The sequence below is a fragment of the Clostridium estertheticum genome, assembly GCF_026650985.1.
In the GTDB taxonomy this organism is placed as follows: Bacteria; Bacillota; Clostridia; order Clostridiales; family Clostridiaceae; genus Clostridium_AD; species Clostridium_AD estertheticum_C.
The window spans coordinates 5,162,917-5,183,128 of the sequence record NZ_CP086239.1 but is presented as its reverse complement, the minus strand read 5'-3'; the positions used below and the strand labels follow the sequence as shown (position 1 = coordinate 5,183,128).

The window sequence follows — 20,212 nt, the reverse complement described above, 5'->3', positions numbered from 1 at the left end:
TCAACTACTTCTTTATAATAAATTTTTATTTAAAATCTATTAAATTGTAATTAACAGTTAGTTTAGTGCGCCACTTCTATGTGACGACAAGGAATATTCTATCATATATATGTAAGGTCACTTTTAACATAAATAGATTCTAATAAGATTAACTCTATATTTCTACATATATGTCTAAATTCTTCAATATACCGCATTAGGATACGCATGGTAAAATGATTTTAATATTTGTAATATTACATCATTAATGGTTTTATCAGATTATATTATAAAAACAAAAACTATCACCACTCAAGTATATAAACTTAAATAATGATAGCTACTAAAATTGCTCTATTTTTTATTTATATACATTTCAATTATTTAAAATATCTATAATATGTTATTCTACAATAGATATTTTATAACTATATTTAAACTCTTCTTCTATAGATAATAAAATTGAGCCCTCTTTCTCTTTAAGTTGACCAGTAAAATCTTCATAATCAGCATGTCCAAACCAAGGTTCTATACATAAAAATGGTGCCCCACCTTTTGGTGACCATATTCCCATATAAGGAAATCCTTTAAATTCTACTGATACAGATTTCTCATGATTTCTTGATCTTATAGTTATTTTATCTGATTTTAAATCATCAAATACTAAAGCATCATCTTTAAATAACTCTTTTGATAAAATCATGATATCAGTATCATTTAAAGCCTCTTTTCTCTTATGTGAAAAATACCCCTCTTTAGTTATTTCCATTCTATCGCTTGTTTCTTTCTCATTAAATTCAAGATAATAGTCTTCTATTTTTTCATTTTTTTCAATAGGACACATAAATGCAGGATGTGCACCTATTGAAAATGACATATCCTTATTATCTAAATTTATAACAGTGTACGTTACCTTAACTGTATTTGCTTCAATTGTATAGTTAATATGTAATGAAAATTTATATGGATATCTTTTCATAGTATCTTCAGAATAGTTTAGTTCAAAAGTAATTGAATTATTCGTTTGTGCTATAAATTTAAAATTTGATATCCTACCCAATCCATGAGATGGCAATTCATATATATTTTCATCAATCCTATATTTTGAACCTACTAGATTTCCGACAATTGGAAACAAAATTGGTGAATGATACTTCCAATATTTCGGGTCTCCATTCCAAAGGTACTGCGTTCCTTCTTTTTTCCCAGTTATAGAATGTAGTTCTGCTCCCTGAGTACTAACTGTTATTTTAATTGTTGAATTTTCTAAAAAATAAATCATCAAATACCCCTTCCCATATATACTTTTATTTAATAGATGTCATTCTCTAATAATTATATCTTATTCATGTACATGTTGCTAATATTATAAATCAATTAGTGTTAAATCATATTAATAAAAAAAGATTTTAAAAGAATCAAAAAACACTAACATAAAATTATTATGTTAGTATTTTTGCTTTCACACAATTTTTACCGGAGTTCCTACGGGTACTAAATTATAAATTTCAATTATATTCTTGTTATAAGTTCTTATACATCCATTAGAAACAGACTTACCAATAGAACTTGGGTTATTAGTACCGTGAATTCCATAGTCTCCACCAGGAACATTTAGCCCAAGCCATTTTGCACCAAATGGGCCTCCTGGATTGGAGGCCTTATTTATAATTTTAAAATCTCCCTTAGGTGTAGGTGTAGTAATTTTACCTGTTGCTATAGGATATGTCTTAAATAACTTTCCTTCCTTAAATAAATTTAGCTTTTTAGCATCAACATTAACTATAATGTTATAGCTAATAGCACGATAAAGACTTTGTTCATCATAATTATAATAGCGTATAAACATATTTCCTCCAACTATATAGTAATCTTTTTATAATATGTTGAAAAATATAAATTGTACCAAAACTATAGATTATACTAATTTATTATGCTTAATAGATATAACAGTGATTATTAACATCACTAAAGATAGTCTACATAACGCTATTCTTTATTTATAAACTTTATATTCTTCCCATATATTCTCTAGAGTAGAAAACGTACTTGAAATTTTTTCTTTTTCTCTTAATCCAACAGCTATGATTAACGCATTTATTACACTAAATGGCGCTACTAAGGAATCAACAAAGGAAGTCATATTACTTTGTGCTATTAGAGTATAGTTAGCCTTCTCCGCTAATGGAGATAATAAACTATCTGTAATTACTATAATATTGGCATTTTTGCTTTTAGCAAAGTCTAAAGCCTCAATTGTCCTCATCGTATATCTAGGAAACCCTATACCAATCACTATGTCTTGTTCATCAACATTAAGCAACTGCTCAAATATGTCACTAACACCATATGCAACTACCTTAACATTATCTAAAATAAAATTTAAATAAAAGCCTAAGAATTCAGCTAATGAAGATGAGTCCCTTAGCCCAATTATATATATTTTTTTAGCTTTAAATAGTGAATTAACTATCTCATCAAAAGTTTCATAATTTATATTTTCTAAAGTGGTTTTAATGTTTTCCATATCAGCCTTTAATACACTCTTTAGTGCATTTTCTTGGGTCATGTAATCATTAGATAATTCAATTCTTTGCACAGTTGTTAATTTATTTCTAATTAATTGTTGAAGAGATTTTTGTAGTTTAGGATAACCACTAAATCCTAACTCGCTTGCAAATCTTACAACAGTTGATTCACTAACTCCTATACTTTCACCTAATTTATCAGCTGTCATAAACGCTGCTTTATCATAATGTTTTAGAATATATTCGGCTATCAGTTTTTGACCTTTACTTAAACGTGGAAGTTTAAGTTGAATAGTTCTCATCAAATCTTGTTTACTATTTTCCATAATCAGTTCAACCCTTTCTATATCAATTCCAACTAACTAAAATAAAAATATTCAATAGATGATAGCATGGAATTTTTATTTCATTTTATCATCTATTGAACTCGGTTTCAATAAATTATTCATTTTATGTAATCTTTATGTATTTATTGTTATAAATAGCTAAAAACATTAAAACTACTGCTCCTTCATCCTATAGTGTTGTTAAAATAATTTTACTATGCTAAAATTACATTGGCAATAATTTAATAAAAAAAAGAGGTGAGTTACATATGCTACACTCAACTGGTGAAAAACCCGGGAATGGAAAATATGTTTGTAAAATTTGCGGGCAAAAGGTAATATTAGATGATACTACTGATACTTTACCTCCATGTCCTAAATGTAAAAAAACAAACTATAGAAAACTTTAATATAAATAAATAGGGAATCTGAATTATAATATCCACCTTCCCCATTTCATATTCATAGCTTAAAGTTCATACAACGTGACTTATTCTATATTAGTGAATAATAATAATAATAATAATAATAATAATAATATGGGTAGTATAACCTTAAAATTGAATGTATTAGCTACTTGAACAAAGTTATCATTAAAATAAGGCATAATATAAAAAAGCCATACCGAAGTATAACTTTGCTTTATTTTTACTATTAAATTATTTCTAGAGGTTTACCAAGCTCAACATTTTCAACTATACTTGCAAATAGTCTACATTAAGTAGGTAGTTTTATGGTAAACCTCATCAGTTTGATGTTTTTGTTTTCTATTGTAACTTCTTCTTCCTTTTTTAGCAGGTTTAATTCCTATTCCCCGTCCAATTTCTGAAGTTGTAAATTTTCTACAATTTAATTGTAAAACATTCATATCTATTGTCATTGATTTACTTTTTTTTATTTTCATGTTTTTTACCTCCAATAATTTATTTATATACATATCATACTATAAAGATACAGTTAAGTAAATATTAAAAGACTCTTTTAATATTTAACTTAAGAATTTAAAAATAAAAGTCCTGAATTAATCCAAGACTTTTATTTTTTTGTAACTATTCTATTTTATAAGTGTTAAAGCATTTAAAAGACTTAAAAGTCTATTTGCTAAAGTAGTTAACTCTGTGTTCTTTTTTGTATATTGTTCAAATACACTATCTAATCTTTCATTTAATTTTTCAAAGTAAGTTTTTTCTACTGGTACTACCGGCACTATAGGATCAACTATTGGTACTACAGGTACTACAACGACACTGACTGGTACAACTGCTGTAATTGCTGGCTTTACACAAACTTTCTTAGTAGTGACATCTTTTACCGATAACAAAACTGAATCAGCTTCAGTTTTTACTAATGGATCTAATGCTATCTTACTATCTTCAATTCTTTTTAATTCTACCTTAACTGCTTCTGCATTTTTAACAATTGTAGTCTTCAAAACTTTATTAGCATCTTTAACTGTTTCTATTTTATCCATTTTAACTTTTAAAGCTGCTTTATCTTCTACACTAATACCTGGCTTAATTTTATCACATTTATTTGCATTTCCATTTTTAATGTCTTTATGACTCTTATATGTATGATTTTTAACGGATTTTACATCACCTTGCTGAGTTTTTTCATTTTTTAAATCTAATTTTTGTGCTACAGCCATTGGTTTTACGCAATTCGCATCTTTATTTCGTTCACTAGCATAAACCCCAGATGATACACCTATTGATAATGTTAAAGCGAGTACAAATAAACTTAATTTTGCATGTTTCATGTTAATTCCTCCTCATATCATTTTTATGTAGATAACAATTATTAATCATTATCCCATATTTATCAATTCTCTTTTATATACGATATATGTATGATTTATTAGAGGGTTTTTAAATTTTACTTGAAGTTAATTTTATATTTATCTTATAGGTATAATTCCAATGTTCTTAGGGCGTGTAACTAAGCTTTTCAAAAATAGAAGACCCAAACAATGTACTGGGTTATTATCATTTAAGTATACACTGTCTTAAAGCTCTACGGTTTACGATTCTACTAAAATAAACATTCTTACCATTTTAATGATTTAGTAATTTTTAGTAGAGTTTAGTTGCTTTTTAGTTGGTTTTGTTGTATAGTAGTAATAATAAATAAATTATAGGAGGGTTTATATTGTTAGATTTTGATGACTTATGGTTGGTAAGAACCAATCCTGAAAACATTAATAGATTAAAAGAATTTTTAGAAAATGACATAATTGCAATAGGTTGGAGTAATTTAATTGACTTAACAGGTATGCCTAAAAATACTCTTCTTACAGAGCTTGCTAAGAATAATTATTCCTGTTCGAATGTTAAGCTCGGAGTTATCAATCAATTTGTAAACAATATTCAAGTTGGTGACCTATGTATTATCCCTTATGGAGATAAGATATATCTTGCAAAAGTTACAAGTCCATATTATTATGATGCAACTAAAGTAGCTGAGGGTTATCCTCATCAAAGAAGAGTTGAATTTATTAATAAGGACAACCCTATTCGTAGATCTAGCTTACCTGAGGCTGTTAGAAAATCATTAGGCGCGCAAAATTATGTTGCACATCTGAAACATCGTATCGATGAATTTAAGGCGTTTTTATCTGATATGAAAACTACTACCGACAACATTGATTTACATGAAAGCTTGATAAATTTGCTACCATTGGCTATAGAAACTATAAAAAATGCTATGGAAAGTGATGATGTCCAGAAAAGATTTGATGCATCCATTGAAGTGCTTAGATTAATGCAGAAATATGAATAATTCTTTTAAAAAAACAGGAGGGGAGTAATATGACTACACTCACTGGGGAATTTTTTCAAGGAATAATTAAACTGAGTGATAAAGACATAATATATGATCAAATTCTTTCAGAAACAGAAGTTATAAATGATGAAGTGTCTACAAAGAAACATATGTTTAAAAAGCTATCTTTTGCTTTAAATAATTATTACAAGAAAATAATATACGCGAGGAGACAAATATTTTGAAACTTATTTGGAAGAGAATGTGGAAGAAAAAGTCCCTGAAAATGGAACTTAAAGCTGCCAAAAAAACTGATTTAAAAAAGAATCTTACATCAACTGACCTTGCAGCACTTGGAATAGGTGCAGTTCTTGGTACAGGAATTTTTGTATCAACAGGTGTTGGTGCCCATATGGCAGGCCCGGCAGTTGTTTTATCATTTATTGTAGCAGCAATAACAAGTGGACTTTGTGCCCTTACTTATGCAGAACTTGCTACAATGTTTCCAGTAGCGGGTAGTACTTATACATATTCATATATTGCTTTTGGTGAGATTATAGCCTGGATTATAGGATGGGATCTAATGCTTGAATATTTAGTCTCCTCCGCTGCAGTTGCCTCCGGTTGGTCAGGAACCTTTGTAGGGCTGTTAAACTCTGCTGGAATAGATTTACCTAAAGCAATATCTGTTGGACCATCGGCCGGTGGGATTATTGATTTACCAGCCGTTTTCATAGTAGGCCTTGTAACATGGATATTATTCATAGGAATAAAAGAAAGTGCTAAGCTAAATAACGTCATAGTCTTAATTAAAATTGGTGTAATTATTTTATTTATAGTACTTGGTGTATTTCATATTAGTGTTGCTCACTATAAACCATTTTCTCCTTTTGGATGGAAAGGTGTAATGGCAGGTGCTTCAATAATGTTCTTTGCCTATATTGGTTTTGATGCAGTATCGACAGCAGCTGAAGAAACCATAAATCCAAAAAGAGATGTACCTCGTGGACTTGCTATTTGCCTAGGAGTTGTAATTGTGCTTTACGTTACAGTTGCAATTGTTATAACCGGTATGGTTCCATTTAAAGAAATTAGTCAGAATAATGCTATTCCAGATGCATTGAAGCGTTTTGGTATTAACTGGGGAGCTGCTCTAGTTGGAACAGGTGCAGTTATAGGAATGATTTCAACATTACTTGTAATGCTTTATGGACAGATCAGAGTGTTTATGGTTATGTCAAGAGATGGACTACTTCCAAAGGTATTTTCAAAGGTTCACCCAGTTCACAAAACACCTACTCTTTGCACAATAATCACAGGTAGTATAGCTGCTATTATGGCAGGACTTTTGCCCCTAGAGGAGATAATAAAGCTATGTAACATAGGTACATTATTTGCCTTCATTCTTGTATCTATCGGTGTTATAGTACTAAGAAAAACTATGCCAGATGCTGAAAGAAAGTTTAGATGTCCTTGGGTACCTTTTATACCTATCCTAACTATAATTGCTTGCGTTTATTTAATGACAGCATTACCTCTAGAAACATGGATTAGATTTATAATTTGGTTATCACTTGGGCTAGCAATTTACTTTTTATATGGTAGGCATCATAGTATACTCCAACATAGTAAACCAAGACAATATAGTGATGCAAATTCATAATATTAAAATCTACATTTATTAAAAAATAATAAGTATTTAAAATTTGAAGGAGGAAATAATTATGGTATTTTCAAGTTGGTTTAAAAATAGGAAAATAGAAATACAAAAACAAGCAAAAATTAAAACTGCTAAAAAAGTAGCTATTGGAGCAGTAGCAGGAAGTCTTAGTGGATTGTTAGGTGGTTTACTTTTCTCACCAAAATCCGGTAAGGAAAATAGAGAGGATATTGTTAAGTCATCAAAAGATATTACAAACAATATAAAAGATAAAACTACAGAACTTAAAGACACCATTGACAATAAAGTTACAGATGTTAAAAGTAGTGTAACAGAATCTAAAACAAAAATTTCTGAATACTTAAATGCTAAAAAAAGCTCAAAAGATATTGTTGCAGATGACGAAATTTCATCTAAATAATATTATAAAATAGATATTTAAGTAAGAGATTATAAACATAAAAACACCACATTCTTTAAGGAGTGTGGTGTTTTTATATTATCTATTTTGATATTATCTCTATACCATCCTCAGTTACAAGAATTGTATTCTCCCATTGTGCTGAAAGAGCTCCATCAGCTGTATATGCAGTCCATCCATTATCTTCATCAATGAATATTTTACTACTTCCAACATTTATCATTGGTTCAATTGTAAATACCATTCCTGGTGCTAAAATCATATCTGTTCCTTTAGTTCCACAATGAGAAACAAATGGGTCCTCATGAATCTGTAATCCAACTCCGTGTCCTCCAAAATCCCTAACTACTGAGTATCCATTACTCTGTGCATATTCTTGTATCGCTGCTCCTATATCCCCTAAAAAGCCCCAAGGTTTCACTGCTTCTAGTCCCTTATTTAGACACTCCTTTGTAATTTCTACTAACTTCCTAGCTTCATCACTTACTTCTCCAATCATAAACATTCTTGATGCATCTGAATAATATCCATTAAGGATAGTAGTTACATCAACATTTATAATATCACCATTTTTAAGTATTACATCTTTACTTGGTATTCCATGACATACTTCATCATTTATTGATGTACAAAGACTTTTGGGAAATCCCTCATAATTAAGAGTAGCTGGAATTCCACCTCGAGATATTGTATATTCATGAGCTAGTGTATTAATATCTTCTGTAGTCATTCCTGCTTTAATAGTCTCACTAACTAAATCTAAAATACCATTATTTATTTCAGCACTCCTTCTTATTCCCTCAATTTGCTCTTTATTCTTAATAAGCTTTCTTTTGGGAACTGTGCAACATTGTTTCTTCAAAACCTGTAATTTTTTATCAAAATCTAAATGACACTCATTATATTTTAGTCCACTTTTACACCAACATTTATCATCGTTACTTAAAATCATTATACACTCTCCTATATTAATATTTTAACTATGGATATGATTATTAATAAATCTTATCCAATTAATCTATCATCTAATAATTCTACCATGAAAAAGCAATCATATACCGTCCTATCCTCAAAAATAATTCTTAGTTAGTGTGCCATTCTCTTAACTTACTACTCATCACTATTATTATATTGATTAAAATACATGTTATAATATTTGCCTTTTTTATTTATAAGCTCCGTGTGGTTTCCCATCTCTATAATTTGTCCATCATCTATAACCATTATTTTGTTTGCATCTCTTATAGTGCTTAGTCTGTGTGCTATAATAAAACTCGTTTTACCCTTCATTAGTTTGAGCATAGCTTCCTGTATTCTAAGTTCAGTTCTAGTATCAACACTACTAGTGGCTTCATCCAATATTAATATAGATGGATTCGTAAGTATTGCTCTTGCAATAGCCAAAAGTTGTCTTTGTCCTTGGCTAAGATTACTTCCACTCTCTGAAAGTACTGTCTCATACCCACTTGGAAGTCTCCTTATAAATTCATGTGCATTTGCCATTTTAGCTGCATTTTCAATTTCTATATCCGAGGAATTTAGATTGCCATATTTTATGTTTTCTTTGATAGTTCCTGTAAAAAGGTAGGTATCTTGAAGCACTATACCAAAACATCTTCTAAGGCTATCTCTTGTATATTCCCTTATGTCAACGCCATCAATATATATTACTCCACTCGTTACATCATAAAATCTTGTAAGCAAATTTACAATTGTAGTCTTACCTGCCCCTGTTGGACCCACAAGCGCTATGCTCTCACCAGGACGTGCTTCAAAACTAATTTCTTTAAGAATGTTCACATCTTTTCTATACCCGAAATACACATTACTAAATTTAACATGTCCCTTGGATTTATTAAGCTCCTTTGGCTCTTTTACATCTTCTGTTTCTTCCGCCGTATCTAGTATTTCAAATACTCTTTCAGCTCCAGCAACGGCAGATTGGAGTGTATTAAATATGTTTGCCAAGTTATTAAGTGGACGTACAAATTGCCTTGAATAACTTAAAAAGCTGGCAATTACACCTACTGTAATTATGCCATCTACTGCTAGAACTCCACCCACTCCAGCTACTGCCGCAAATCCAATATTGTTTATAACATTCATAATTGGCATTAGGAATCCAGAATATATTTGAGCTTTTAATCCAACCTTGCACAATCTTTGATTTATTTCATCAAATTCTTTCACTGTTTTATCTTCATGGTTAAAAGCTTTTACTATATAAACTCCAGATATAGTTTCTTCAATTTGTCCATTTAATTTTCCAAGTTCCATTTGTTGAGATTTAAAAAGCTTTCCTGTCTTTTTAGTAATGGAGCGAGTTAACAGAAATACTAAAGGTACTGTAATTAAACTTGCTAGGGTTAATATAGGGCTTAAAATTATCATCATAATAAATGACCCGAGTATTGTTATAACGCCTGACATTAATACAATCGCAGATTGAGAAATAGTAGAACTAACATTATCAATATCATTTGACAGTCTACTCATAATATCTCCATGACTATTTGAATCAAAGAAAGCCATTGGGAGCTTTTGGAGTTTTAAAAATAAGTTATTTCTCATGGTTTTAACTATTCTTTGACTAGAACTTGCCATGGCAAATCCCTGAAATAAACTTATAGCCGCATCTGCCAGATATGATACTAATAATACAATTACTATTATACTTAGTAGATTAAAATCTACTTTTCCATTATTAGATGACATAGCATTTACTGCTTGCCCTATAAGATATGGACCTATTAGTACAATAGCCGAATCTATTATTATAAATATAAATATTATTATTAATGTTTTTCTTTCACTTCCAAAATAACTCCACAGCCTTCTTAAAGTTTTTCTGAAATTTTTAGGTTTTACTACTGGTGCCATATTTCTTCTTCCGCCTCTACCACCATTAAATGGCATAGAAACGCTTTTATTATCATCCTTATATTTATTACCTGGCATCTACATCATCTCCTTTCCAATTTGAGAAAGGAAGATATCATTGTATATTTCACAATTCTTTAAAAGTTCTGAGTGACTTCCAATCGCTTTTATTTCCCCATTGTCTATTACTATTATTTTGTCAGCGCTCATTACAGAAGTTATTCTGTGAGCTATTAAAATGCAAGTTAGATCCTTAGAATATTTTTTCAAGCTATTCCTTATCTTCACTTCTGTATCTGTATCAACCGCACTAGTTGCATCATCAAGTATTAGAATTTCAGCTTTTTTCACTAGCGCTCTTGCTATAGATATCCGTTGCTTTTGTCCTCCAGAAAAATTAACACCACCTTGGCCAATCTTTTCATTATAACCTTCTGGAAGTTTATCAATAAAATCAAAAGCCTCGGCCACTTTTAGTGCTTCCTTAATTTCATCGATGCTTGCATTCTCACTTCCCCATTTCATGTTATCTAATATTGTTCCAGAAAACAGAAGTGCCTTTTGTGGTACTACAGCAATCTTTTCTCTTAATGACTTTATATCTAACTCCTTAATATTTACACCATTAACTTTTATTTTTCCACTTATTACATCATAGAACCTAGGTATTAAATTCACAAGCGTACTTTTGCCTGAACCAGTTGATCCTATTATTCCAACAGTTTCTCCCGAGTGGCAACTAAATGATATGTCCTTTAATATAGGCTCTTTGTCTTTATTATATGAAAAATATACGTGCTTAAAATCAATTTTTCCTCTCTCTTTATAATTATCTATAATTTTCTTTCCATTAACCATACTATTTTTTTCGCAGAACACTTCACTAATACGCTCTGAAGATGCTCTAGCGCGCACAAACATTGTAAAAACATTAGTTACCATCATAAGTGAGAATAATATCTGCGTCATATAATTTGTAAATGCTATTATTTCTCCTACATGCATACTTCCTTTGTTTACATATATTCCACCTATCCAAATCACTAATATAATACCAACGTTTACTATAAGTCCAATGATAGGAGTGAAAACCGATGTTATTTTCATAGCTTTAGTAGAAGACTTCGTAAGCAAGGTATTTTTGTCTTTAAACCTTTCTGTTTCATATTCGAATCTATTAAAAGCTTTAACTACTCTTACTCCTGATAAATACTCCCTCATAACTCCATTAACGCTATCAAGTGATTTCTGAACTTTAATGAAATATGGAAATCCAATTTTCATATTAAAATATATAAGAATAGCTGCAATTGGTACAATAGCAAACAAAATCATAGATAGTTTTAAGTTTAATCTTGTTGCCATTATAATACTTCCGATACCTACAATTGGCGCTTTAACAAATATCCTCATAAGTCCATTAATAAAATTTTGAACCTGAGTTACATCATTTGTAAGCCTTGTAACTAGAGTAGCTCCTTCAAATTTATCAATATTCTCAAAAGAAAATCCTTGAATCTTTTTAAATAAATCAGATCTAAGTTCTGTTCCAAGTTTTTGTGAAACATTACTTGCCATAACATTACGAATACTTGCAAATATTGCTCCAAATCCAGCAATTACAAGCATAATAACTCCCATTTGAATTACATAATTCAAATCTTTATTTGCAACTCCTGTATCCACAATTTTGGACATAATCATTGGTTGCATCAAATCACAGAATGCCTCGAGTATTACAAAAAATACTGCTATGCAAAATCCTATACCATACTTATGAGCATACACTTTTAGATACCCCAAAATAACTTCCCCCTTCTTGCGACATGACTTTAAAAATTTTAATAATTATTGACTATTAAATTAATTCTCCCACTCAGCAATCCGAGACCTGTATAAATTATACAGCATATTATTATAGATTCCCACTGTATTATAAATCATGAATGCATTATTATCACATTAATCAGCTCCGCAGGGGATGATTTAACAGCTCTGCAGGAGATGATTTAACTAAAGCTTAATTAATTGCATTTAGTATAGAGACGTAAAAACCCGCAATATCCATTTCTGAATTTTACGGGTTTTAGAAATACTTCTAATTCACTTTGTTATAAATAAATTTATTTATTAGTTTTATTGTATTTTTCAATGGCACTATTTGCTGTTTTTGCTGCATTATCTAAAGCTTCTTGTGATGTTTGTTTTCCTCCAAGCATAGATTCAATGTTTGTTTCAGTTGCAGCTCTTGCTTCTGGAAACACACCGAGTAATGCTCCTTTTGAATCAGGAGTAGATGCATGTAATTGGTCTATAGCTGTTTGAAATTGTGGGTATTTGACTAAATTATCCTTAACCTCTTTAAGATCATAAGCCTGTTTATTAACAGGAAAATATCCAGTATTTGCATTCCAATACGCTTGCTCCTTAGCTGATACCATGAACTTTAGAAATTCCCACGATGCTTGCTGTTTTGCTTTATCTTTTTTATCCATTATCCAAAGAGACGCCCCGCCTATAGAAACACCACCTTTGTCTATACTATTAACTTTAGGTAAAAATCCTGTCCCTACTTCAAACTTCTTATTCACTCCAGTTAAAACTGAACTTAGAGATGCCGTTGAATCTAAGTACATTGCTGTATTACCAGCCATAAATGCATTCTGAGTATCCTGGGTTTTACGTCCGAAATTTCCTACATCACCTGAATCAACTAACTTTTTCCATTCATTTAACACAGTTAGTCCACCACCATTTTTGTTGTATTCAACTGTTGTTGCAGCTCCGGTTCTTCCGTTACCATTGTTTGCATAATTTTTGCCTTGCTTAATCATAAATTGTTCAAAAAACCAAGCATATATAGGCATTGCATATCCATATTGAGTTACTTTACCTGACGCATCCTTTTTTAAAAGTTTCTTTGCCATAGTTTCAACTTCAGTTAAAGTTTTAGGTGGAGTATTTGGGTCAAGTCCCGCAGCTTTAAATGCAGTTTTATTATAGTAAAGTATTGGTGTTGAAGAATTAAAAGGCATAGAGTTCAATTTTTTATCTACTGTATAATATGCGAGGAGATTTGGCTCAAGGGTAGAGGTATCATATTTTTCCTTATCAATAAAATCTTGAACTGGAACTATCGCCTTACTATCAATCATATATCTTGTTCCTATATCATAACACTGCATAACATCTGGGCCCGAATTACTTAACTGAGAACTTTTCAATTTGTTAAGTGCTGCATCATAATCACCCTGGAATTGAGCAGTAACCGTGATGTTTTTTTGAGAATCATTAAAATCTTTTACCAATTTATTAAGTGAAATTCCTAGGTTCCCCCCCATCCCATGCCAAAATGTTATGTTAACATGTTCTGCTTTAGCACCTGTTACTGTTTTAGAACTTGCTTGCTTAGCCTCGCTACCACACCCACTTAACATTGAAGCCGAAACCATAACTGCAAGCATTGTTGAAACCAGTCTTTTTTTCATTAATAAATCCCCCTTAAAATATATGTTTTTTTATTATTAACCTTTAACTGACCCTGACGTCATTCCATCAATTAGTTGTTTTTGACCAATTATAAATATAAATATAGATGGAATTATGATTATTATAATTCCTGCGAGCATCATACCAAATGATTGTACTTCTGAAGATTGAAGCATAGTCATTCCAATTTGAACTGTCCTCATCTCTGGTTTACTTGTTATAAGCAAAGGCCACATATATTGATTCCAAGTTAATAGGAACATATAAATTCCTAGTGATCCAATTATAGGTTTTGAAATAGGCATAAGGATTTTAGTTAAAAACTGAAGCCCAGTGCACCCATCTATGATTGAAGCTTCTTTAAGTTCTATAGGAACTGTTAAAAAATATTGTCTCATCATGAAAATCCCCATAGCTGATGTTAAATATGGCAATATGAGTCCTGTATATGTATCTAGTAAATTTAATGAACTTATTGTCAAATAGTTAGATATAATAATTGCCTCTCCGGGAACCATTACTGTAGCAATTATTATTATGAATAAAATTTTTTTCCCTTTAAATTCATAAAATGCAAAAGCATAAGCACTAAAACAAGAAGTTATTATTTGCCCAACAGTTACAGCTGTCGATACTACCAAACTGTTAAATATAAACCTAAATATAGGAATCGCTGCAATTACCTCTTTATAGTTACCAAGGAAAAAGCTCTTAGGTAAGAACTTTGGTGGCATAGTATGAATTTGATCTGTCGTCATAAATGTTACTGACAGTGCGTATAAAATTGGAGAAATAATAAGTAATCCGACAGCAAGATTTGTTAAAAGTAAAATTATATTGCTTTTTTTATTTTCCATTAAGAGTAATGCACTCCCTTCTTTTCATAACTAAATTGAAACATTGCTATAACAAACATAAGAATAAATAGTATAATTGACTGCGCAGATGCGGTATCAAACCTACCATTAAAAAATGCTTCTCTATAAATAGAAAATACCAATACATTTGTTGAATTTCCAGGTCCACCATTCGTTAATATATTTACTTGTCCAAATGATTGAAATGCATTCATAATATCCATAAATACCATAAAAAATAATGTAGGTGATATCATTGGAATAATAATTTTAAATAATTTTCTAAAATATCTTGCCCCATCAATAGATGAACTTTCAAGTATTTCCTTTGGAACATTTTTTAGTCCTGCTAAAATAAATATGAAGTTTACTCCTATATTCATCCAAATGGTTACAAACGCAACAGATAAGAGAGCCCAATGTGGGTCTATTAACCACCCACTACTTGTTTTTAAAATATTGTTTAGCATTCCTATACTTGGATGAAAAATTATCCCCCAAATAATTGATGCTGATGCTGATGATACTGCTATTGGAACAGCAAACATTACCTTAGATATGCCAATTCCTTTTACTTTATTATTTGCAAGCAGTGCTAAAAAAAGACCAATAACTACCGATGGAATAGTTGTAATAAAAACAAATTGCATTGTCACAACTAGGCTATTTATAAAATCTGCTGAAGTAAATATCTCTATATAATTTTGAATTCCAATAAATTCCTGGAATTCTCCATGAGCATTTGTTAAACTAAAACTCATATATAAAGTTTTAAAAAATGGATAATAAACAAACAAACCAAATAACAATAAACTTGGAAGTAAAAATGCATATGGTTCTAATTTTCTTTTTAAACCTATCCTAGTCGCTTTTGACTCCAGTTTGATTACTTCTTTTTTCGTTAAAATAATTTCACTCACTATATTCTCCCTTCTAGTTCATATATTAATATTACAATTACTATTGTAGATGCTATATGTTAAGGAAAAAGGTAATTATTGTTAAGGTTAAGTTAAGTGAATCTTTGCAATCTTTAAAATATAAAGAACCCCATTGTTTTAATAAACAACAGAGTTCTTGTATTTAGTTAACCTAGTATTTACTTTTTAATATTTGTTAAAACTTTCTTTAATTTATCCGGATAATTAGTAATTATTCCGCTAACTCCAGCTTCAATTAACTTTTTCATAGATTCTTCACTATTCACTGTAAAAGGATTTACTAAAAGGCCCTCTTTTTTTGCGTCATCAATAATTTCCTTATTAATTGAAATATAATATGGATGCAAAGCATCAGCCCCAGTATATTTACAATATGCTTCTGGATGGTAAAGTCCGGCCATGTATAAAAGGCCTGTTTTTATTTCTTTAGAAATCTCTTTGCAATGTACCATAGAGTAATGATTAAAACTAGATAATATTACTTTGTCTTCATAATTATATTTATAAATCATCTCTATAAGTTTTTCTTCAATGCCTAGATACATAACTTCACCATTTTTTATCTCTAAATTTAATAATATGTTATTTTCTTTAGCTAAAATAATTAACTGCTCAGCAGTAGGTATCGTTTCATTATTATAATTATCATTAAACCAAGAACCTGCATCCAATTTATTTAAATCAACAAATCTAAAATCTTTTACGAGTCCCGTTCCATTTGTGGTTCGGTCTACATTCTCATCATGAATAAGTACAAGTACTCCATCCGAAGTCATCTGAATATCAGTTTCAATACCAGTAGCCCCAAGTTCAATCGCTTTTCTAAAAGAAAGCATTGTGTTTTCAGGAAAATAGCCACTAGCACCCCTATGTGCATAATTAATTACCATATAAATACCTCCCATTATATTCTCACTCTCTTAGCATAATAAACTATTAAAATAAATATTACTATTTTAAATTCACTTATAATTACATTATAAATTAACATTGTTACAAACAGATTAAAACAATGTTAATTAAGTTTCAAGCAATAGGAGTAATAAAACGCCAAACAGATTCATAGATCTTTTTCCACAAACCACGTTTAGAATAAGTTTCAATATCAAATATTGTACAATCTTTGATATCATTTAAAAATGTATCACGACATTTAATTGCAAATTCATTATTATAAACAAATGCATTAATTTCATAATTAAGACTAAAACTTCTAATATCAATATTTGCAGTTCCTACTGTTGAGACGTGATCATCTATAACAAGTGTTTTAGCATGAAGAAAACCTGAATGCAGATATACCTTTACTCCATACTTTAAGAGTTTTGCCACATTTAATAAGGAAACGGCATAAATAGGTTTTTGATCTGGTATACCAGGAAGCATTATTCTAACATCAACACCACCAGCAGCTGCCATCCTTAGCGCATCTAATATAGTTTTATCTGGAATAAAATATGGTGTTTGAATATATAAGTATTTTTTTGCAGTGGTAATCATCTTAACATAACTATCTTTTATAGAATCATTTCTACTACTAGGACCACTTGAGAGTATTTGAACTCCTATATTACCTTCTTCTATAGGGTCATAAAAACTTTTTAATAACTTTTCATCGAACTTTAATTTAGCCCTATTTATCTTTCTAAAGCTTTGATTTTGCAAAAAAATCAAATCAGACCAAAACCTTGTTTGAAATGAAAGTACACTGTAACCAGTCAAACGTATCGTTGTATCCCTCCAAGGTTTATTTATTTTTTTCAAACCAAAATATTCGTCACCCACATTAATTCCACCAGTATGAGCGATTTTACCATCTAAAATAACTATTTTTCTATGTAATCTGTAATTTATAAGCAATAAACTTTTTATGATAGATGGCAAAAATCTGTACACATGCCCACCAGCTTTTTTTAACTCCTTAAAATCACTCATATGAGTATGTAAAGACCCAATCCCATCATATATTAAAGTTACTTTTACTCCCTGTCTTGCCTTTTCTTCTAAAAGAGATATAAATTCTTTACCAATTTTATCTTTTGCTTTAAAAATATAATACATTACTTCAATGCTTTTTGTAGCATTTTTAATGTCTTCAAAAACCATAGAGAATGTTTCCTTAGCATTTAATAGAAGCTCTACTTCATTATTTTGAGTAAAATAACACATTATATTTTTTGAGTTCATGGTAATCAAATCTCTGTATTTTTCAGTTTCTACCTCTCTAAATTGTATTTTATCCGTATCAATATTATGAATATGTTTCTCTAGTACTTTATTGTACTTTTCTTCTATTTCACCCATCCCATACCTTTTTGACATAATACGCATTTTATATTTACTACCTACCAAGAAATAAAAAACAAAACCAACGTAAGGTAAAAAAAAGAATACTAAAAGCCATGCGAATATAACTCTCGTATCACTTCGTTTTATAAAAATAAGTTTCAAAACAGACATTATATTAAATACATATATAAATATTAAAAAAATAGTTGATAAATCCATGTTGTCCCCCGTAAATATTATATTTTAGGTGATTAAGTACAACCTACCCAATCACTATTATACTTCAACTAGTATTATAAATATAAGTTGTATTAAAAAATATTTCAAAAAGAGCCACTTCATCCCAGAAGTGGCTCTTTTATAAAATAAAAATTTAATTTATATATCTGAAATATTACTGAAAAGCATTGTTTCACTCTAATACTAATTCCTTAATAGATTTACCTGGCGGTACAATTGGATATACGCCTTCTTCTTTATCTATTACACAATCTATAAGCATAGGCCTTTTTTCCTTTGTTACTATTTCAAGTACATTTTTTAATTGATCCCTACTTGTAACTCTATATGCTTCAATACCATAAGCCTGTGCAAGTTTTACATAGTTTACCTCATCACCGATATCTGTTTCACTGTATCTTCCGTTGCTAAACATTCTCTGCCACTGTCTTACCATTCCTAAGGTATGATTATTCATAATCAAAGTAATTATAGGGAGTTTATATTTTGATATAGTTTGAAGTTCATTGCAGCTCATTCGAAAACTTCCATCACCGGTTACTAGTAGCACCCTTTTGTCTAAATTACCCATCTGACTTCCAATTGCAGCCCCTAATCCAAACCCCATTGTTCCAAGGCCTCCCGAAGTTATAAATGTTCTAGGATACTTGAATTTCCACATTTGGGCAGTCCACATTTGATGTTGTCCTACATCAGTGGTAACAATTGTATCTTCCTCAAGAGCTCCATTCAGACATTTGAGCACATCAACATGCGTAAAACTATTTTGTTTTATATTTGTATTATTTGTTACCTTGAGATTCTCTATCTCCTCATGCCATGCCTTTCTATCCTTTTGATCCATATTAGAAATTAAATCTTCTAGTATCGTATTCATATCTCCAACTAAAGATAAGTCTATGCTCTTATTTTTATCTATCTCAGTCTCATCAATATCAATCTGAATGATTTTTGCAGTTGGTGCAAATTCATCTGCTTTTCCAATTACTCTATCACTAAATCGTGCACCAATTGTTATAATTAAATCACTCCTTGTCACCGCTAAATTTGTTTCGCGAAATCCATGCATTCCTACCATTCCAAGAGATAATTTATGATCTCTTGGAATAGTACCAAGTCCCATTAATGTATTTGCCACAGGAATATCGCAAAGCAATGCAAACTCACAAAATTTCTTTGAAGCATTAGCTGTTTTAATTCCACCACCAGCATAAATTATAGGTTTCTTTGAATCCTGAATCATTTTAACTGCTTCTTGTATTTTTTCCATTTCTATATTAATAGTAGGCTTTTGGACTTTACCTTCTTTATCTATTTTTTCATATTCCGTTTCACTTAAGAAAATATCCTTTGGGATATCAATAAGCACTGGCCCCGGTCTTCCACTTTTTGCTATTTCAAATGCTTCTCTTATAGTACCTGCTAATTCTTTTTCATCCTTTACAATGCAGCTGTGCTTTGTAATAGATAAAGTAATTCCCATTATATCTATTTCCTGAAAAGAATCACGTCCAAGCAAACTTCTCGCAACCTGCCCTGTAATTACAACTATTGGAATCGAGTCCATATAAGCTGTTGCAATTCCAGTTATAGTATTCGTTGCACCAGGACCTGAAGTTACAAAACATACACCAACCTTTCCAGTGGACCTTGCATACCCATCTGCTGCATGAACTGCCGCTTGTTCATGAGCCGTTCTAATGTGAGTGAAATAATCAAGTTCATCATATAGTGCATCATAGAGTGGAATCACAGCTCCACCTGGATATCCAAATATAATATTTGCCTCTTGCTCCTTTAAACACTTAAGTACTATTTGAGCTCCATTAAGTAACATATTAT

Annotated in this window: 19 protein-coding genes; 5 read left to right on the top strand and 14 right to left on the bottom strand. The window is 30.4% G+C overall.

What is annotated here, in order from left to right:
* Nucleotides 1-382 precede the first annotated feature (382 nt).
* The 3 genes from LL038_RS24680 to LL038_RS24670 all read right to left on the bottom strand — a co-directional run bounded on the left by LL038_RS24680 (nt 383) and on the right by LL038_RS24670 (nt 2,833).
* A complete protein-coding gene (locus tag LL038_RS24680; protein WP_216123879.1) occupies nt 383-1,261 on the bottom strand; it encodes an aldose 1-epimerase family protein in 879 nt (292 codons plus the stop codon).
* Between the two features lie 180 nt (nt 1,262-1,441).
* Nucleotides 1,442-1,822: a L,D-transpeptidase gene (locus LL038_RS24675; RefSeq protein WP_375293014.1), complete on the bottom strand. Its 381-nt coding sequence runs from the start codon at nt 1,820-1,822 to the stop codon at nt 1,442-1,444.
* Between the two features lie 153 nt (nt 1,823-1,975).
* Nucleotides 1,976-2,833, bottom strand: a complete 858-nt coding sequence (locus LL038_RS24670) for a MurR/RpiR family transcriptional regulator (protein WP_216123882.1) — start codon at nt 2,831-2,833, stop codon at nt 1,976-1,978.
* 230 nt (nt 2,834-3,063) lie between these two features.
* On the opposite strand from LL038_RS24670, the gene LL038_RS24665 reads away from it, so the two are divergent.
* Complete coding sequence (locus tag LL038_RS24665) at nt 3,064-3,243, top strand: zinc ribbon-containing protein (protein ID WP_326493450.1); 180 nt, start codon at nt 3,064-3,066, stop codon at nt 3,241-3,243.
* 302 nt (nt 3,244-3,545) lie between these two features.
* Here LL038_RS24665 and LL038_RS24660 read toward each other — a convergent pair whose 3' ends face one another.
* Nucleotides 3,546-3,737 (bottom strand): hypothetical protein, encoded by a 192-nt coding sequence (locus LL038_RS24660; protein WP_216123886.1) that lies wholly within the window; start codon nt 3,735-3,737, stop codon nt 3,546-3,548.
* A 150-nt stretch (nt 3,738-3,887) separates the two neighbouring features.
* Nucleotides 3,888-4,592 carry a hypothetical protein gene (locus LL038_RS24655; RefSeq protein WP_216123888.1) on the bottom strand — a complete coding sequence of 235 codons (705 nt, stop codon included), beginning with the start codon at nt 4,590-4,592 and terminating at the stop codon, nt 3,888-3,890.
* Nucleotides 4,593-4,981: 389 nt separating this feature from the next.
* Between LL038_RS24655 and LL038_RS24650 the strand changes: the two genes are divergently transcribed.
* From LL038_RS24650 to LL038_RS24635, 4 genes are all read left to right on the top strand, one after another.
* Nucleotides 4,982-5,611, top strand: a complete 630-nt coding sequence (locus LL038_RS24650; RefSeq protein ID WP_216123890.1) for a hypothetical protein — start codon at nt 4,982-4,984, stop codon at nt 5,609-5,611.
* Nucleotides 5,612-5,640: 29 nt separating this feature from the next.
* Nucleotides 5,641-5,838, top strand: coding sequence for a hypothetical protein (locus LL038_RS24645; RefSeq protein WP_216123891.1), 198 nt, complete (start codon nt 5,641-5,643; stop codon nt 5,836-5,838).
* Nucleotides 5,839-5,855: 17 nt separating this feature from the next.
* The gene (locus tag LL038_RS24640) at nt 5,856-7,256 is read left to right on the top strand and encodes an amino acid permease (RefSeq protein WP_216124071.1); all 1,401 of its coding nucleotides are present in this window, start codon (nt 5,856-5,858) and stop codon (nt 7,254-7,256) included.
* Between the two features lie 61 nt (nt 7,257-7,317).
* A complete protein-coding gene (locus LL038_RS24635) occupies nt 7,318-7,674 on the top strand; it encodes a YtxH domain-containing protein (RefSeq protein WP_216123892.1) in 357 nt (118 codons plus the stop codon).
* Between the two features lie 82 nt (nt 7,675-7,756).
* Here LL038_RS24635 and LL038_RS24630 read toward each other — a convergent pair whose 3' ends face one another.
* The 9 genes from LL038_RS24630 to ilvB all read right to left on the bottom strand — a co-directional run bounded on the left by LL038_RS24630 (nt 7,757) and on the right by ilvB (nt 20,207).
* Nucleotides 7,757-8,626 (bottom strand): methionyl aminopeptidase, encoded by an 870-nt coding sequence (locus tag LL038_RS24630; RefSeq protein ID WP_216123894.1) that lies wholly within the window; start codon nt 8,624-8,626, stop codon nt 7,757-7,759.
* 158 nt (nt 8,627-8,784) lie between these two features.
* Entirely contained in the window at nt 8,785-10,632 is a 1,848-nt protein-coding gene (locus LL038_RS24625) for an ABC transporter ATP-binding protein (RefSeq protein ID WP_216123896.1), read from the bottom strand.
* Complete coding sequence (locus tag LL038_RS24620) at nt 10,633-12,357, bottom strand: ABC transporter ATP-binding protein (RefSeq protein ID WP_216123897.1); 1,725 nt, start codon at nt 12,355-12,357, stop codon at nt 10,633-10,635.
* A 320-nt stretch (nt 12,358-12,677) separates the two neighbouring features.
* The gene (locus LL038_RS24615) at nt 12,678-14,042 is read right to left on the bottom strand and encodes an ABC transporter substrate-binding protein (protein WP_216123898.1); all 1,365 of its coding nucleotides are present in this window, start codon (nt 14,040-14,042) and stop codon (nt 12,678-12,680) included.
* A gap of 36 nt (nt 14,043-14,078) precedes the next feature.
* Nucleotides 14,079-14,900, bottom strand: a complete 822-nt coding sequence (locus LL038_RS24610) for a carbohydrate ABC transporter permease (RefSeq protein WP_216123899.1) — start codon at nt 14,898-14,900, stop codon at nt 14,079-14,081.
* Complete coding sequence (locus tag LL038_RS24605; protein WP_268055956.1) at nt 14,900-15,820, bottom strand: carbohydrate ABC transporter permease; 921 nt, start codon at nt 15,818-15,820, stop codon at nt 14,900-14,902. Before LL038_RS24605 ends, LL038_RS24610 begins: the two co-directional genes overlap by 1 nt.
* Nucleotides 15,821-15,999: 179 nt before the next feature.
* Nucleotides 16,000-16,731, bottom strand: a complete 732-nt coding sequence (locus LL038_RS24600) for a glycerophosphodiester phosphodiesterase (RefSeq protein WP_216123900.1) — start codon at nt 16,729-16,731, stop codon at nt 16,000-16,002.
* 136 nt (nt 16,732-16,867) lie between these two features.
* Nucleotides 16,868-18,349 (bottom strand): cardiolipin synthase, encoded by a 1,482-nt coding sequence (gene cls / locus LL038_RS24595; protein ID WP_216123901.1) that lies wholly within the window; start codon nt 18,347-18,349, stop codon nt 16,868-16,870.
* 193 nt (nt 18,350-18,542) lie between these two features.
* Nucleotides 18,543-20,207, bottom strand: coding sequence for a biosynthetic-type acetolactate synthase large subunit (gene ilvB, locus LL038_RS24590; protein ID WP_216123902.1), 1,665 nt, complete (start codon nt 20,205-20,207; stop codon nt 18,543-18,545).
* Nucleotides 20,208-20,212: the final 5 nt, after the last annotated feature.

Bases quoted from the DNA above. Each gene is read 5' to 3' on its own strand.
- LL038_RS24680 (WP_216123879.1), bottom strand. From the start codon at position 1,261: ATGATTTATTTTTTAGAAAATTCAACAATTAAAATAACAGTTAGTACT.
- LL038_RS24670 (WP_216123882.1), bottom strand. From the start codon at position 2,833: ATGGAAAATAGTAAACAAGATTTGATGAGAACTATTCAACTTAAACTT.
- LL038_RS24660 (WP_216123886.1), bottom strand. From the start codon at position 3,737: ATGAAAATAAAAAAAAGTAAATCAATGACAATAGATATGAATGTTTTA.
- LL038_RS24655 (WP_216123888.1), bottom strand. From the start codon at position 4,592: ATGAAACATGCAAAATTAAGTTTATTTGTACTCGCTTTAACATTATCA.
- LL038_RS24645 (WP_216123891.1), top strand. From the start codon at position 5,641: ATGACTACACTCACTGGGGAATTTTTTCAAGGAATAATTAAACTGAGT.
- LL038_RS24640 (WP_216124071.1), top strand. From the start codon at position 5,856: ATGTGGAAGAAAAAGTCCCTGAAAATGGAACTTAAAGCTGCCAAAAAA.
- LL038_RS24635 (WP_216123892.1), top strand. From the start codon at position 7,318: ATGGTATTTTCAAGTTGGTTTAAAAATAGGAAAATAGAAATACAAAAA.
- LL038_RS24630 (WP_216123894.1), bottom strand. From the start codon at position 8,626: ATGATTTTAAGTAACGATGATAAATGTTGGTGTAAAAGTGGACTAAAA.
- LL038_RS24625 (WP_216123896.1), bottom strand. From the start codon at position 10,632: ATGCCAGGTAATAAATATAAGGATGATAATAAAAGCGTTTCTATGCCA.
- LL038_RS24615 (WP_216123898.1), bottom strand. From the start codon at position 14,042: ATGAAAAAAAGACTGGTTTCAACAATGCTTGCAGTTATGGTTTCGGCT.
- LL038_RS24610 (WP_216123899.1), bottom strand. From the start codon at position 14,900: ATGGAAAATAAAAAAAGCAATATAATTTTACTTTTAACAAATCTTGCT.
- LL038_RS24600 (WP_216123900.1), bottom strand. From the start codon at position 16,731: ATGGTAATTAATTATGCACATAGGGGTGCTAGTGGCTATTTTCCTGAA.
- cls (WP_216123901.1), bottom strand. From the start codon at position 18,349: ATGGATTTATCAACTATTTTTTTAATATTTATATATGTATTTAATATA.
- ilvB (WP_216123902.1), bottom strand. From the start codon at position 20,207: ATGTTACTTAATGGAGCTCAAATAGTACTTAAGTGTTTAAAGGAGCAA.